We start from the raw sequence: 14,194 nt of genomic DNA on the forward strand, positions 1-14,194 counted from the left end.
GAGGGGTGCCGACTGTTGATTCAACCGGCCAGCGGGCGGGTAATGATCCTGTCCCATCGGATTTTTTGATTTTCCCGGAAACGGGAAAGCTGGGGAGACACTTCATTTTGTCATTAAATCCCAAGGGATGTATGTTATAATAATTGAGAAATTTATACAGTTTGGGCGGAGAATCATTGATTAATATATTGGACCTCACACCAGAGGAATTGAAACAAAAACTGAAAGAATCAGGTGAAAAACCGTTTCGGGCCGATCAGATCCTGAACTGGATTTATCAGGGCGTCTTTTCCTTTGACGACATGAAGAATCTGGGGGAGGGAACAAGAGCGCTGCTCAAGCGGGAGTTTTCCGTGGATGTCCCCGAGATCATCAAGCTTCTGAAATCGGTGGACGGAACCCGCAAGGGGCTTCTGAAGCTGAAGGATTCGCATATCATCGAAGCTGTGCTGATGAAATATGAGCATGGCTATTCCGTCTGCATTTCAACCCAGGTCGGATGCCGGATGGGCTGCAGTTTCTGCGCTTCTACCAAGGAAGGGCTGATCCGCAACCTGACCGCCGGTGAAATGATTGGACAGATTCTGGCTCTGCAGCAGGTTGCGGGGGAGCGAATCTCCAATCTCGTGCTCATGGGGTCCGGCGAGCCGCTGGACAACTTTGACGAGGTGGCCCGGTTCCTGGGCATGGTGTCCTCGCCCTGGGGGCTGGCCATCGGCCAGCGCCACATCACGCTGTCCACCTGCGGCATCGCCCCGCGGATCCGGGACTTTGCCGATCTGGACAATCAGGTCACGCTGGCAATCTCCCTGCACCAGCCCACTCAGGCCGAGCGCCAGAAGCTGATGCCGGTGGCCTGGCAGCATGATCTGACTTCGCTGTTCGAGGCGCTGCGCTATTACCAGACCAAAACCAACCGGCGCATCTCCTTCGAGTATGCCCTGGTGGACGGGGTCAATGATACCCCCGAGGCAGCTCAGGCTCTGCGTGTCCTGCTGCGCGGCCTCAAGTGCCACGTCAATCTGATTCCGCTCAATGAAATTAAAGACGGGCTCTATAAAAAGCCTGATCTCAAAAAAATCGAAGCATTCCGGGCCAGGCTCGAGAGCTTCAACATTCCCACCACCATCCGCAGGGAGATGGGTTCTGATATTGATGCCGCCTGCGGTCAGCTCAAGCGAAGTTTTCTGGATCAGGGAGGTGATGACGTTGGCGGAGAAGATGTCTGATATTGGCAATTACCGGGAGACCAATGAGGATTTCGTGGATTATGACATCACGAAAGACTACGGGTTCTACATCGTCTGCGACGGAATCGGCGGCCACCGGGCCGGCGAAATCGCCTCACGGGAAGCGGTGGAACTGATCCGAAACTATATCCGGGAATACTACAACCGCAGCATCGCCCCGCAGATCCTGGAGTCGGCGATTCAGAAAGCCAACCGGGAAGTGTACCGCATGTCCTCTGAAAAAGCGGAGTACAGCGGGATGGGCACCACCATTACCTGTGCCCTGGATGTGGGCAGCGAGGTCTTTCTCGCTCATGCGGGCGATTCCTCGGCCTACCTGATCAAGGATGACCGAATTGCCAAGCTGACGCGGGATCATTCCCTGGTCCAGGAAATGGTGGACATCGGGACGCTGACGGAGGAAGAAATGGTCCGTCACCCCCAGAAAAACATCATCACCCGGTCACTGGGAACCAAAGATGAACTGAAACTGGATATACTGGAAGTGGACAAAAGCCATTTTGACTATATGCTGCTTTGTACGGACGGCCTGACAGATTATGTAACGAAAGAAGAAATGCTCCAGGCTCATCTGAATGAGCCGGACAATAAGAAATTTGTGGAAATGATGGTGAACCTGGCCAAAGAGAGGGGAAGCCAGGACAATATTTCCCTGCTGATATTCGGAGGAGACCGCAGATGATTGGAAGAGTACTGGGAAAAAGATACCAAATCGTAGAAAAAGTCGCCATGGGCGGAATGAGCAATGTCTATAAGGCATTGGACATGAATCTGAAACGGTATGACGCCGTCAAGATTCTGAAAGAAGAGTTTGCCCAGAACAAGGAGTTTCTGGAACAGTTCCGGCAGGAAGCCAATTCGGTCGCCGGACTCAATCACCCCAACATCGTAAATATTTACAATGTGGGATCCGAAAACGGCCTGCAGTATATTGTCATGGAATACATCAAGGGCAAGACCCTGAAAAAGATCATCAAGGAAAAGGGCCGCCTGTTTCAGGACCAGGTCATCAATTATTCCGAGCAGATCGCCAAGGGACTGCAGCATGCCCATATCAACGGAATTATTCATCGGGACATTAAGCCCCACAACATTCTGATTACGGACGATGATCGGGTGAAGATCTTTGATTTTGGCATTGCCAAGCACTCGGAATCATCCACCATCACCAATTCGGGCCGCATCATCGGCTCGGTTCACTACTTTTCACCGGAACAGGCCAGGGGCCTGACGACGGACCTGCGCTCGGACATCTATTCCCTGGGAATTGTAATGTATGAGATGATTACAGGCCGGCTGCCCTTTGACTCAGAAAGCCCGGTGACCATTGCCCTCAAGCATATGCAGGAACCGGTGATTCCGCCTAAAACGATTAATCCCGGCATCTCCGACAAGCTCAATGCGGTCATCATGAAGGCGGTGGAGAAAGACCCCATCGACCGGTATCAGAGCATGGATGACATGCTGACGGACATTCAGCGCATCAAGGGATCCAGTCCGCTGGTCTACGCCCATGCCAGTGCCGTTGAGGACGAGGAAGCCAAGCCCAAGGTGCGCATGGATTCCACTCAGGTCATGGCACCGGTTCGAACCTCCAGCCCGGTCACCGTGCAGAAGAAATTCTCAGCCATTCCTCCCATGGAGGAAGAGGATGAGTTTGAGTATGACGAACTGGTGGAAGAAGAGGAAAAGGAAAAGCGGCGCAACAAAGGTCTCCTGGCACTGCTGGTGTTCCTGGTGCTGCTGCTGACCGGCGTCAGTGTCTTTGGCATCAAGTACTTCAAAGACCTCAATGAGAAGCGTCAGGTGGAAGCCGCGCCCAAGTCCATCTCCATGATCAACATTGTGGGCATGAACGAAGCCAAGGCCCGCCTGGAGCTCTCCAAGTTCCAGATCAAGCTGGAACCAGAATATGTGGTATCCGAGACCCCGGGCGGCATCGTTCTGGAATCCGATCCCGCCGCCGGCCAGACCATCCAGTCCGGCGGAACTGTGAAAGCCAAGATCAGCAAAACCCGTGAAATGGTGAAGGTGCCTGATTTCTCCAACATGAAACTGGAAGATGCCCAGGGAGCCATTGCTGCTTCGGATCTGGTTGTCGGCAAGGTCACCGAAAGCTTCCATGACTATATCCTGGCGGGTGTCATTGTCAGCGCGGATCCGATTTCCGGCCGTGAGGTAGAAAAAGGCACGACCGTCAACCTGACGGTGTCCAAGGGCAAGGATCCGGTCAAAGTGGATCTGATTGTGCCGGACCTCATGGGTCTGAGCCTGGATGGAGCCAACAACGCGCTGATTGCTGCCAGCCTGAAGCTGGGTACAGCCAGCCCGGTGACGGTGAACGACAAGGCCTTTGAGGGCAAGGTAGTCCGGCAGAGCCTGGTCCGCGGCACGCTGGTTGCCAAGGATACCGTGGTGAATGTCGAGATCGGCCGGTATGTCCCGGCGACCAAGCCGGCCACCAAGCCGTCGACGACGACTCCTTCGACCGAGCCCTCCACCGAGCCGGCTACGAAGCCAAGTACCAAGCCGTCGACCAAGCCGCCGTCAACGACAACTCCGCCGACCTCCAACACGAAAGTAACCTCCAAGGACATCCTGAACAAGGATTACTATGAGGCTGAAGAGATTGCATTGAAGGCAGGGTACACCATCAGCATCCTGAATCTGCATAATCCGGATGGATCCGTCGTATCCACCGCCAAGAAAAATAAGCTGCTCAATCAGGGGAAAATCGATGGCATCATCAAAGAAGTCGATATTTCCGGAAAACGCATTCTGGTCAATGTACTGAGCAACGTTCAGATCGATTAAATGGAAAAAGCCCGTAGCAACGGGCTTTTTCCATGAAGGATCAATCGCTCGAAGGATCAATCACTCGAAGGATCCAGAAAAGCATCGCATGGGAGGTAGCCATGGAAGGAATCATCATGAAAGGCGTCGGCGGGCTGTACTATGTCAGGGATCTGACAGACGGCACGGTGACACCCTGTCGGGCCCGGGGGAAATTCCGGCGCCAGACAGCCCCTTTGCCCGGGGATCTCGTTTCTTATGAACGGGCCGTCCCCGAGGGCATCATCAACGAACTGAAGTCGCGTCGCAATGATCTCATCCGCCCGGCCATCGCCAACATTACGCAGGCTTTCCTGGTTTTTGCGCTGGCTGAACCGGACATCAACTGGGATCTGCTCAATCATTTTCTTCTGGTCATGGAACAGAAAGCCATCCGGCCGCTGATTCTGCTGAACAAAAAGGATCTGGTGCCGGAGGAAACCAGACAGGCTATCATCCAGCGGTTTCTGGGCACTGGCTATGAGTTGCTGTTTATCTCAGCGCTCGATCCGCTGGTCAGAGAGCTGCTGACGGGCCGGCTGAAGGATGAAGTGACAGTCTTGTGCGGCCCCTCCGGAGCCGGCAAGTCCACTCTGCTGAATCAGCTGCTGGGGGAAGAAAAAATGGAGACTGGCGTGGTCTCGGAAAAAATCGGCCGAGGCAAACATACCACCCGCCATACGGAACTGGTCGAAGTGGGGGAAGGACTCCTGGCGGATACCCCCGGCTTTTCCAACATCGAACCCCAGGGGATCCCGTACCGGGAGCTGAAGGACCTGTTTCCGGAATTTCAGCCTTTTGAAGGCGAGTGCCGCTTCAACGGCTGTCTGCATGACCGGGAGCCAGGCTGTGCCGTAAAGGCACAGATCGGCACCGCCGTCTCACCCGAACGCTACGACTATTACCAACGCATGTTTTTAAAACTCAAGGAGGAAGACAAATACAAATGGGATTGATCGCACCATCGATACTTTCAGCGGATTTTGCCGCTCTGGGACAGGACATCACCGCAATTACACAGGCGGGAGCCGACTGGGTCCATGTGGACGTCATGGACGGCAGCTTTGTTCCTAATATCAGCATCGGACCCATGGTGGTCAAGGCCATCCGGCCGTACAGCACGCTGCCCTTTGATGTTCATCTCATGATCGTTCATCCGGAGCAGTATTTCGCTGAGTTTGCCAAAGCCGGGGCGGACATGATCTCCTTCCACTGGGAGGCGGTATCGCATATCGACCGGGCCGTAGCCATGCTCAAGGAACTGGGCGTCAAGGCAGGTATTACGCTGAATCCGGCCACTCCGGTCAGTGTTCTGAAGGACATCCTGCCCTGTCTGGACTACGTGCTCCTCATGAGTGTGAATCCGGGCTTCGGCGGACAGAAATTCATCCCATACACGGTCAACAAGATCAAGGAACTCCGCGAAATGGCGCTGGACTCAAACCCGGATCTGGTGATCCAGATCGACGGCGGCGTTGATGCCGCCAACATCCGGATGCTGGCCCAGGCCGGCGCGGACTGCTTTGTCGCGGGTTCTGCCGTATTCCGCAACCGCGCCATCCAGGAAAACATGGACCTGCTGCGGGAACAGCTCGCATGAAAGCCCTGATTGTTTCCGGCGGCCGGATTCCGTCGCGGGAACTCCTCGATGAAGTGCTGGCCGGCGGGGTGGATCTCATCATTGGAGCGGACGCCGGAGCCGGCGTCCTGTTCCGGGAAGGCATCGCCATGGACCTGGCCCTGGGAGATTTTGACTCCATTGAACCGGGACTGCTGGAACAGATCCGCAGCCAGACCCCGGTGATCACCTACCAGGTGCGCAAGAATTTTACCGACACGGAGGCAGCGCTGGAGGAAGCCATTGAGCGGGGGGCCACGGACATCACGCTCCTTGGAGCCACCGGCAATCGGCTGGATCACTTTATCGGCAACCTGGGCCTGCTCCAGAAAGCCCGGTCTCTGGGAGCAAAGCTTTTGATCCGCGATGACAACAACCGGATTTTCCTGGCCGATGCCCCACAGAGCATCGACGCTGTCTCAGGCTGGTACATCTCTTTTTTCCCGCTGGGAAGACCCATTCCCGATTTCACCGTGGAAAACGTGAAATACCCCCTGGATCGCCATACCCTGGATTTCGCCACCACCCTGACCGTCTCCAATGAGTTTCTGGAGGGTCCTGCCCGCATCCGATTTTCTCGCGGCCAGGTTCTCGTCTGCATCAGCCGCGACTGATTCCAGGCACGACCAGCTGGGACCAGGTCGCAGTCGTTCACTCGCAGGTGCAGGCAGGGAGCTGTTAGCCCGGGCAGACTCAGGGCTTCGCCGGAGCACCGGTACGATAAAAACAAAAAAGCAGAACCGTGAGCCTCATCAGCTCATGGTTCTGCTTTTATTTTACGGGAATTGCCCCGTCTGGAATACGTCCAGCGGGAACAGCACCGTCTGGAATACGTTCCTTCTGGAATACGTTCAACGGGATTTCGTTCAATGGAAATTCGACCGAAGGGAATCCGGAAGGTTTCGAATCCCCAAAAAGACGAAAAGGCCGGAATTTATATTCTGGCCTTTCAGATTATATTGCTCTTTCTACTTTTCCGGATCTTAAGCATCTTGTGCAAACAACAACTCTTCTAGGAGTACCGTTGACAATTGCTCTGACCTTCATCAGGTTAGGAGCCCAGGTTCTCTTGTTTTGCCTGTGTGAGTGGCTGTAGGAGACACCTGAAACAACGCCCTTATCGCAATATTCGCATTTTCTTGACATTACAACACCTCCTTAACGAGTGTTTTTTACAGCATAAATTAGTATATCACAAATGGTGTTTTATTTTCAACCTTAGACCTGAAACTTTTGATATTTATGTAGCAGCTCCGCAAGGCACTCCATCCGGGCAGGGGACCTGCCGGAGTTATTATATCACAGGAAGCGGGTTCACCCAACCTAAAAATTTGAATCAACCACATTATAAAGGGGAAATTTTCAGCAATTCGATCAGTAAGTCGCGAAGGAGTCCCAGAAGAGTCTCGAATCCGGACAGGATGCCTCAATCACCACGGGATGGACAGCTCAGCTGCCATCCGGGAACAGTGAGCCATGGAATGCCCTTTTTTCATTGATGGCTTTGAGACAGACTGGATCATTTCCCATGGGCTGACTTGAAAACTACCGGGTTCTGGGGTATAGTTTAGGTTCTGCCCGGGGGAAACTGACCCTCAGTCGGATCAATGTACAGGACATGATTGGTATGATCTCAATGTCGAAGGGATGGAGCAAATGCAGGATATTAAGAAGAAATTTACGGGACGTGTGCTGATGGAGACGGTTTATTCCATGCTGGGGGGCATCCTTTATGCCACCGGTCTGAATCTGTTTGTGTTTCCGCTGGGACTGTATATCGGAACGATCACGGGAATCGCGCAGATGGTTCAGGCCATTATCAATTCTCTGGGCAATCTGAATCTGGCGATGACCGGACCGCTGCTGTTTCTGATCAATATTCCGCTTCTGGTTCTGACCTATCGGGTCATTCATAAGGGTTTCTTTTATAAGACACTGCTGACGCTGACGGCTCAGTCCATTGCCATGGCGGTGATTCCCATTGCAGGGCAGCCGCTCATCAATGACTGGCTGACACTCTGTGTTATTGGCGGACTGGTGTCAGGCTTCGGTGCCGGCTTTACCCTGCGTCATGGGGGATCAGGCGGCGGTCTGGATATTCTCGGGGTGTACCTGTCCCTGAAATTCCGCGGCTTCTCCGTAGGAAAAGTATCGCTGCTGGTGTCAGGCATCGTCATGCTCTATGTGGCGGTCAGCTTTCCCATTGAGATCCTGATCTATTCCGTGGTCTTTACCGTGGTGTATTCCCTGGTTCTGGACCGGGTACATTACCAGAACGTCAAGGTGTTTGCGCTGATTGTATCGGAGTCACCCAAGGTTGCACCGTTTATCAATGCCCGGGTGGGGCGGGGCGTCACCCAGTGGGAAGCCACCGGCATCTATTCCAGCTCCAGGAAGAACGTGATTCTGACCATTGTGGACAAATACGAGTTCCGGAATCTGAAGAAAGAGCTGGTAGAGCTGGATCCGCAGGTATTCATGATTGACTCGGAACGGGTCGATGTGACGGGAACCTTCGACAAGCATCTGTTTTAATCCGGGTTCCCCGAATCAGTCATCCGCAAAGCGGATCCGGCCGGATGCCTCTTTGAGCGGACTCATTGATAATTCGACGATTTTATAATAATATTATTAAGATACATAGGTTTTTATCATGAGCTCCTGGTCCCGATTTCAGGCGGGTCCACCCCTGATGAAGGACCGTATTTAATCGCAAAATCGCACAGGAAAAGGTAGATACCATGAAAAGAAGCCGGCAGGGATCCGTTGATCCCGATGCTCCAAACCGTCTGAAGCAAAAAGATGCAATAAATGAATCCGGAGGGAACAACATGATCGGATACACAACTGAAATTGGCAAAGTCAATTACTCAGATGATGTCATTGCCAACATCATTGGCATGGCGACCATGGAATGCTATGGCGTTGTAGGAATGGCTGCAAAGAACACGAGTGATGAACTCTGGGAACTGATCAAGATCGAGCATTTGAATAAAGGCGTCAAAGTCCTTCAAAAGGGCGGCGAACTGACCATTGAAGTGTTTGTGGTGGTGGAATACGGAACCAAGATTTCCGTCATCGCCAATAACATTATCCAGAAAGTCAAATATAACGTAGAAAATTTCACAGGTCTGAAGGTGACCGGCATTACCGTGAACATCGAAGGCGTAAGGTTCTAGGAGGCTGTATGAAGAACACGGTAATTGACGGACAACATTTTCTAAATATGCTGGTTCATGCCAGCAACATGCTGGAAGAGAACAAAGCCTATGTGGACTCTTTGAATGTCTTTCCGGTCCCGGATGGGGATACCGGAACGAACATGAGCATGACGCTGCGCTCGGCGGTGGATTCCATCAAGTCGTCCACCGAAACGTCTCTGGGCAAAATGTCCCGCGATTTCGCCAAGGGGGCTCTGATGGGCGCCCGGGGAAACTCCGGGGTCATTCTGTCTCAGATCTTCCGGGGCATTGCCAAGGGCTTTGAGCACAAGGACGAAGCTACGGCTCCGCAGCTGGCAGAAGCTCTGAAGGAGGGCGCCAATTCCGCCTACCGCGCGGTCATGCGTCCCACCGAAGGAACCATTCTGACGGTCATTCGCGTGGTCGGTGAAAAGGCGGTGGAGCATGATACCGACTCGATCGTCGAACTCCTTGACTATGTCAATCAGGTCGCCTCTGACACCCTGGACAAGACGCCGGATCTGCTGCCGCAGCTGAAGGAAGCCAAGGTCGTGGATTCAGGCGGCATGGGTCTGGTCATCATTCTGCGCAGCATGCTCGAAGCTCTGCTCAGCGACCGCAAGGAAGTCCTGCGCTCCGAACTCACTCCGTCGGGAGCCGTCGAAGGCCGCGGCGCCATCGCCGCTCCCACCGACATTACCTTCGGCTACTGTACGGAATTCATCGTAGCCGGAGCAGTCCGGGATCCCAACTTCCAGAGCTATCTGGAGGCGCGCGGCGACTCCATCGTCTTCGTCACCATGGATGATGTGACCAAAATCCACATTCATACGGAGAATCCGGGCGAAGTCATGCAGGAAGCCCAGAAGCACGGAGAACTTCTGAAAATCAAGATCGAGAACATGCGGGAGCAGAATCGCACGCTGCATCAGCATGAAGAATCGGAGTTCGTGAAGGAAAATCTCATCGAGGAGGCCGCGGCAGAAGCTGAGGCTGCAGAAGCCGGGGAGAGAAAACCTTACGCGTTCATTTCCGTAGCTGCCGGGGAGGGCCTGCGGCAGATCTTCGAGGATCTGGGCTGCGACTATGTCATTGAAGGCGGACAGACCATGAATCCGTCCACTCAGGACATCCTCAATGCCGTTGAGAAGCTCAACGCCGAGGAGATCTTCATTCTGCCCAACAACAAGAACATTATTTTAAGTGCCAACCAGTGCCTGGATCTGACCGAAAAGAGCGTTCATGTCATTCCCACCAAGACCATCCCCATGGGGATCGGCTGTCTGGCGGCCTTCAATCCGGAAGTGAACCTGGAGCGTAATCTGACGTTGATGGAGGATGCCCTGAATTCCGTGAAGTCGGCGCAGATTACCTACGCGGTCCGGGACACGGAAATCGAAGGCAAGAAGGTTTCAGCCGGGGACTACCTGGGACTGCTGGAAAACAAGATCAAGCTGGTGGAACGCGAAATATATCCCATGGCCGAAAAGCTCATTGAAATGATGATTTCGGAAGACTCCTCCATCATTTCGGTCTACTACGGCAAGGACACCAGGGAAGAGGAAGTGGCGGAATTCGTTGCGCGACTGGAAGAAACCTATCCGGACTTTGAGATCATCAGCTACGCAGGCATGCAGCCGCTGTACTATCTCATCATGTCTGTCGAATAAACCGGCGACTTCACCGGAAAGCGAACACACAGAAAAACCGGGAATCGACTGTTCCCGGTTTTTCCGATATTCAAGCGGAGGCCGTTCCTGGCTTCCAGGAGAAACCAGAGCCCGGACGATCCCAGGGGAGCGCGGGCATCACCCATTCGCCGCTCGGTCGGCGCCAATGGAAGGAGGCAAACATGCAGCTGGATGACGACATCAAAAGCCTGAAGGGCGTAGGAGAGAAGACGGCGCAGCTTCTCCACCGGGCAGGCATTGAATCTCTGATGGATCTGATTCTGTATTTTCCCAGAGACTATGAACGGATCAGCGAGATGGATCCCCATGCCTTTGACACGGAAGAAAAGTTCCTGGTGCGGGCACAGTACCTCAGCGCATCGCGTCCCGTGCGCACCCGCACCGGCAAGACCATGACGACGCTGACCTTTGACTCAGCTTACGGGCCGGTCAAAGCCATGTATTTCAACATGCCTTACGCAGCCAAAAGCTTCACGGCCGGCCAGACGGTGAACCTCTACGGGAAATTCAAGCGTGTGGGTTCGGGTCTGTCCATCACGAATCCCAAAGTGATGAAGGAGGAGGAAACCGGCGGACCGGAGGGCGGCAAAATCATTGCCCGCTATCCGCTCAAGGAAGATCTGACGGACAACCTACTGCGCAAGCTCGTGAATCAGGTTCTGGCGAATATCCGCATCGCGGAGAATCTCCCGACGGAAGTGCTTGCCGCCTACGCCTATCCGGCTTTGGACGAAGCAATCCGGACGATCCATAATCCGGAATCAGACCGGTTTGACAAAGCGCTGGAACGGCTCAAGTTCCAGGAACTGTTTGCCTATTCCATGAAAATCCAGGCCGCCCGGGAACTCCGGGCCAAGGATCATTCAGGCATCGTGTTTTCCATGAGTCCCCGGCTCCGGGAATTCAAGGAAGCCCTGCCCTACGAACTGACCCAGGCCCAGTCCCGTTCGATCCGGGAGATCCTGCTGGATCAGAAGAAGGATCTGCCCATGAACCGGCTGCTTCAGGGCGATGTCGGCTCGGGCAAGACCATTGTGGCACTGACCGGGCTGTTCAATGTGGTGGAAAACGGCTATCAGGGCGCACTGATGGTACCTACTGAAATACTGGCGGCCCAGCACTACGCGGACTTCCTGACCATGCTGGAACCCTTCGGCATTGAGGTGCGCTACCTGGTCGGATCGCTCAAAGCCAGGGAAAAGCAGAAGGTCAAGGAAGCCATCGCGTCCGGCCGCCCCATGGTGGTCATCGGAACTCACGCGATTCTGGAAGAGGATGTGGCCTTTCCCAATCTGGGACTGGTGGTCACCGATGAACAGCACCGGTTCGGCGTCAACCAGCGCCTGAAATTCATCGGCAAAAACCGCCATGTGGACGTCCTGGTCATGAGCGCTACGCCGATTCCGCGGACGTTGGCCCTGCACCTGTATTCGGACCTGGATTTATCGGTCATCGACGAACTGCCGCCGGGGCGCGAACCGGTGCTGACCCGCAGCTTTACCGGTCCCGGCCAGGAAAAGGCCTATGCCCTGGCCTTGAAAGAGATCGAAAAGGGACGGCAGGTCTACGTGGTCTGTCCGCTGATTGAGGATAATGACAACCCGAATCTGACTTCCGTAGGCAAGCTGACGCAGGAGCTCTCCGCCGGTCCGTTCCGGGATTACACCGTGGCCATGATCCACGGCCGGATGAAACCCAAAGAAAAAGAAGCCGTCATGGACTCCTTCAAGACGGGAAACATTGACGTGCTGGTATCCACCACCGTCATTGAGGTGGGGGTCAATGTGCCCAATGCCTCCGTCATGATTGTACAGAATGCCGAGCGCTTCGGATTGTCGCAGCTGCATCAGCTGCGCGGCCGGGTTGGCCGGGGCAGCTATCAGTCTTACTGTCTGCTGCTGGCCGCGTCCAACGCGGACAACACCCGGCAGCGCCTGGAAATTATGACATCCACCAACGACGGCTTCAAAATCGCCGAGGCGGACCTGAAGATGCGGGGCACCGGTGCGATTTTCGGCACCAACCAGAGCGGGGACTCCGGACTGACCCTGGCCAGCTTCATTCAGGACTATCATCTGTTCCTAGAAGCCAGCAAGTGGGCAGCCCGTATCTTCCGCTCCGAGGAACCGGCTCACCGCCGGATCAAAGAGGAGATCCTCTCCCGACTGGATGAGAACATCCACCTGATCTGCTTGAATTAATCCCCTGCCGGTCGCCGGACCGAAAGGCAATTGACAGGAACCCGGATTAACCGACAGATCGAAGGTTGACGAACCAATCGACGGTTCGAAACCCGTCGGATCAGGAGAGGGATCAAAGTCAGCCAGATCAGCAGAGGGATCACAGTCTGACGAATCAGCGAAGGGATCAGCAGAGGGATCGGCCGAGGGATCGGCCGAGGGATCGAAAGCCGTCAGAGGAAGTGACGGATCATATATAGAATGCCAGGAGGAATAACGATGAGAATCATTGCAGGCAAAGCCAGGGGTCGCAAGATCCTGGGACCGCAGAATGAAGGGCGTGACACCAAAACCGGGGAAGTCCGGGCGACCCGACCGACACTGGACCGGGTCAAGGAAGCCATGTTCAACATTATTCAGTATAAAATCGAAGGGGCCAGGGTTCTGGATCTGTTCGCGGGGACGGGCTCTCTGGGACTGGAAGCGGCATCACGCGGTGCCGGCCAGGTCATTCTGGTGGATGCCTTCCGCGAAACCTATGATTTATTGGTTGAAAATATAAGAAACTTGGGGTTTAATGAAGAGTGTAAATCCTTTCACATGGACTATCGCGAAGCGCTGAAGCGTCTTGGCGCAGAGGGCAAGCCCTTTGACCTGATCTTCATTGATCCGCCGTATCTGAACGAAATGATCCCCGTAGCGGTGGAGCAGATCCACAAATCCGGGCTTCTGACCAAAGACGGGCTGATCGTGACCAAGATTGACACGCGGGAGGATATTTACCCCGGCTGCGCGCACCTGTCCATTGTTCTGGAGAGAACCTATGGCAATACGACGCTGGTATTCTATCAATACGAAGAAAAGGAAGAATAATGGTTCAAACAGCAGTATATCCCGGATCCTTCGATCCGATCAGTCTAGGACATCTGGACATCATCGAGCGGGCTTCCTCGATTTTTGACAAAGTCATTGTGGCGGTCCTCATCAATACCGATAAGAAAGGGTTCTTCCCGATTGAGGAACGGATCGAGATGATCCAGCTGGTGACCAGTCATCTGCCCAACGTTGAAGTCAGAGGATTCTCTGGCCTCACAGTCAATTTCTTGAAAGAAGCGGGGGCTCGGGTTATAATTAGGGGACTTCGCGTCGTATCGGATTTTGACTTCGAACTGCAGATGGCGAATGCCAATCGGGCCATGGAACCTCAGATTGAAACCCTGATGATGATGACCAGTCCGAATTATTCCTATCTGTCATCCTCTCTGGTACGTCAGGTCATGCACTTTGGCGGCAACTTGGAAGGATTTGTTCCCGGACCAATTATCGAGCGGCTCAAGCAAAATTATTATAAATAGCGTACAATAGGAAAGAGAGCAATCAATTACGGTTCGTCGAAGCGGCGGGCCGGCAAGAATCAAATAATCAGCCCGCGGCGGATGAT

General features: G+C 54.0%; 13 protein-coding genes. 12 read left to right on the forward strand and 1 reads right to left on the reverse strand.

Annotated features, from left to right (window positions below):
- Positions 1-176: 176 nt before the first annotated feature.
- The 6 genes from rlmN to NQU17_03705 all read left to right on the forward strand — a co-directional run bounded on the left by rlmN (position 177) and on the right by NQU17_03705 (position 6,314).
- Positions 177-1,229 (forward strand): 23S rRNA (adenine(2503)-C(2))-methyltransferase RlmN, encoded by a 1,053-nt coding sequence (gene rlmN, locus NQU17_03680; GenBank protein ID UUM12673.1) that lies wholly within the window; start codon positions 177-179, stop codon positions 1,227-1,229.
- Entirely contained in the window at positions 1,210-1,932 is a 723-nt protein-coding gene (locus NQU17_03685) for a Stp1/IreP family PP2C-type Ser/Thr phosphatase (GenBank protein ID UUM12674.1), read from the forward strand. Before rlmN ends, NQU17_03685 begins: the two co-directional genes overlap by 20 nt.
- On the forward strand, positions 1,929-4,064 hold the full coding sequence (pknB, locus tag NQU17_03690; protein ID UUM12675.1) for a Stk1 family PASTA domain-containing Ser/Thr kinase: 2,136 nt from the start codon (positions 1,929-1,931) through the stop codon (positions 4,062-4,064). The genes NQU17_03685 and pknB overlap by 4 nt, the downstream gene beginning before the upstream one ends.
- Positions 4,065-4,165: 101 nt before the next feature.
- Positions 4,166-5,038 (forward strand): ribosome small subunit-dependent GTPase A, encoded by an 873-nt coding sequence (gene rsgA / locus NQU17_03695; protein ID UUM12676.1) that lies wholly within the window; start codon positions 4,166-4,168, stop codon positions 5,036-5,038.
- Entirely contained in the window at positions 5,029-5,682 is a 654-nt protein-coding gene (gene rpe, locus NQU17_03700) for a ribulose-phosphate 3-epimerase (GenBank protein UUM12677.1), read from the forward strand. Before rsgA ends, rpe begins: the two co-directional genes overlap by 10 nt.
- The gene (locus NQU17_03705) at positions 5,679-6,314 is read left to right on the forward strand and encodes a thiamine diphosphokinase (GenBank protein UUM12678.1); all 636 of its coding nucleotides are present in this window, start codon (positions 5,679-5,681) and stop codon (positions 6,312-6,314) included. Before rpe ends, NQU17_03705 begins: the two co-directional genes overlap by 4 nt.
- 340 nt (positions 6,315-6,654) lie before the next feature.
- On the opposite strand, the gene rpmB is transcribed toward NQU17_03705, so the two are convergent.
- On the reverse strand, positions 6,655-6,846 hold the full coding sequence (gene rpmB, locus NQU17_03710) for a 50S ribosomal protein L28 (protein ID UUM12679.1): 192 nt from the start codon (positions 6,844-6,846) through the stop codon (positions 6,655-6,657).
- 510 nt (positions 6,847-7,356) lie between these two features.
- On the opposite strand from rpmB, the gene NQU17_03715 reads away from it, so the two are divergent.
- The 6 genes from NQU17_03715 (at position 7,357) to coaD (ending at position 14,108) form a co-directional block, all read left to right on the forward strand.
- On the forward strand, positions 7,357-8,235 hold the full coding sequence (locus tag NQU17_03715) for a YitT family protein (GenBank protein ID UUM12680.1): 879 nt from the start codon (positions 7,357-7,359) through the stop codon (positions 8,233-8,235).
- A 296-nt stretch (positions 8,236-8,531) separates the two neighbouring features.
- Positions 8,532-8,879 (forward strand): Asp23/Gls24 family envelope stress response protein, encoded by a 348-nt coding sequence (locus tag NQU17_03720; protein ID UUM12681.1) that lies wholly within the window; start codon positions 8,532-8,534, stop codon positions 8,877-8,879.
- A gap of 8 nt (positions 8,880-8,887) precedes the next feature.
- Complete coding sequence (locus tag NQU17_03725) at positions 8,888-10,552, forward strand: DAK2 domain-containing protein (protein ID UUM12682.1); 1,665 nt, start codon at positions 8,888-8,890, stop codon at positions 10,550-10,552.
- Positions 10,553-10,689: 137 nt separating this feature from the next.
- Positions 10,690-12,774: an ATP-dependent DNA helicase RecG gene (recG, locus tag NQU17_03730; GenBank protein UUM13453.1), complete on the forward strand. Its 2,085-nt coding sequence runs from the start codon at positions 10,690-10,692 to the stop codon at positions 12,772-12,774.
- 258 nt (positions 12,775-13,032) lie between these two features.
- Positions 13,033-13,626 (forward strand): 16S rRNA (guanine(966)-N(2))-methyltransferase RsmD, encoded by a 594-nt coding sequence (rsmD, locus tag NQU17_03735; GenBank protein ID UUM12683.1) that lies wholly within the window; start codon positions 13,033-13,035, stop codon positions 13,624-13,626.
- Complete coding sequence (gene coaD / locus NQU17_03740; protein ID UUM12684.1) at positions 13,626-14,108, forward strand: pantetheine-phosphate adenylyltransferase; 483 nt, start codon at positions 13,626-13,628, stop codon at positions 14,106-14,108. The genes rsmD and coaD overlap by 1 nt, the downstream gene beginning before the upstream one ends.
- Positions 14,109-14,194 lie beyond the last annotated feature (86 nt).

The sequence above is a fragment of the Clostridiaceae bacterium HFYG-1003 genome, assembly GCA_024579835.1.
GTDB lineage: Bacteria > Bacillota > Clostridia > Clostridiales > Clostridiaceae > JG1575.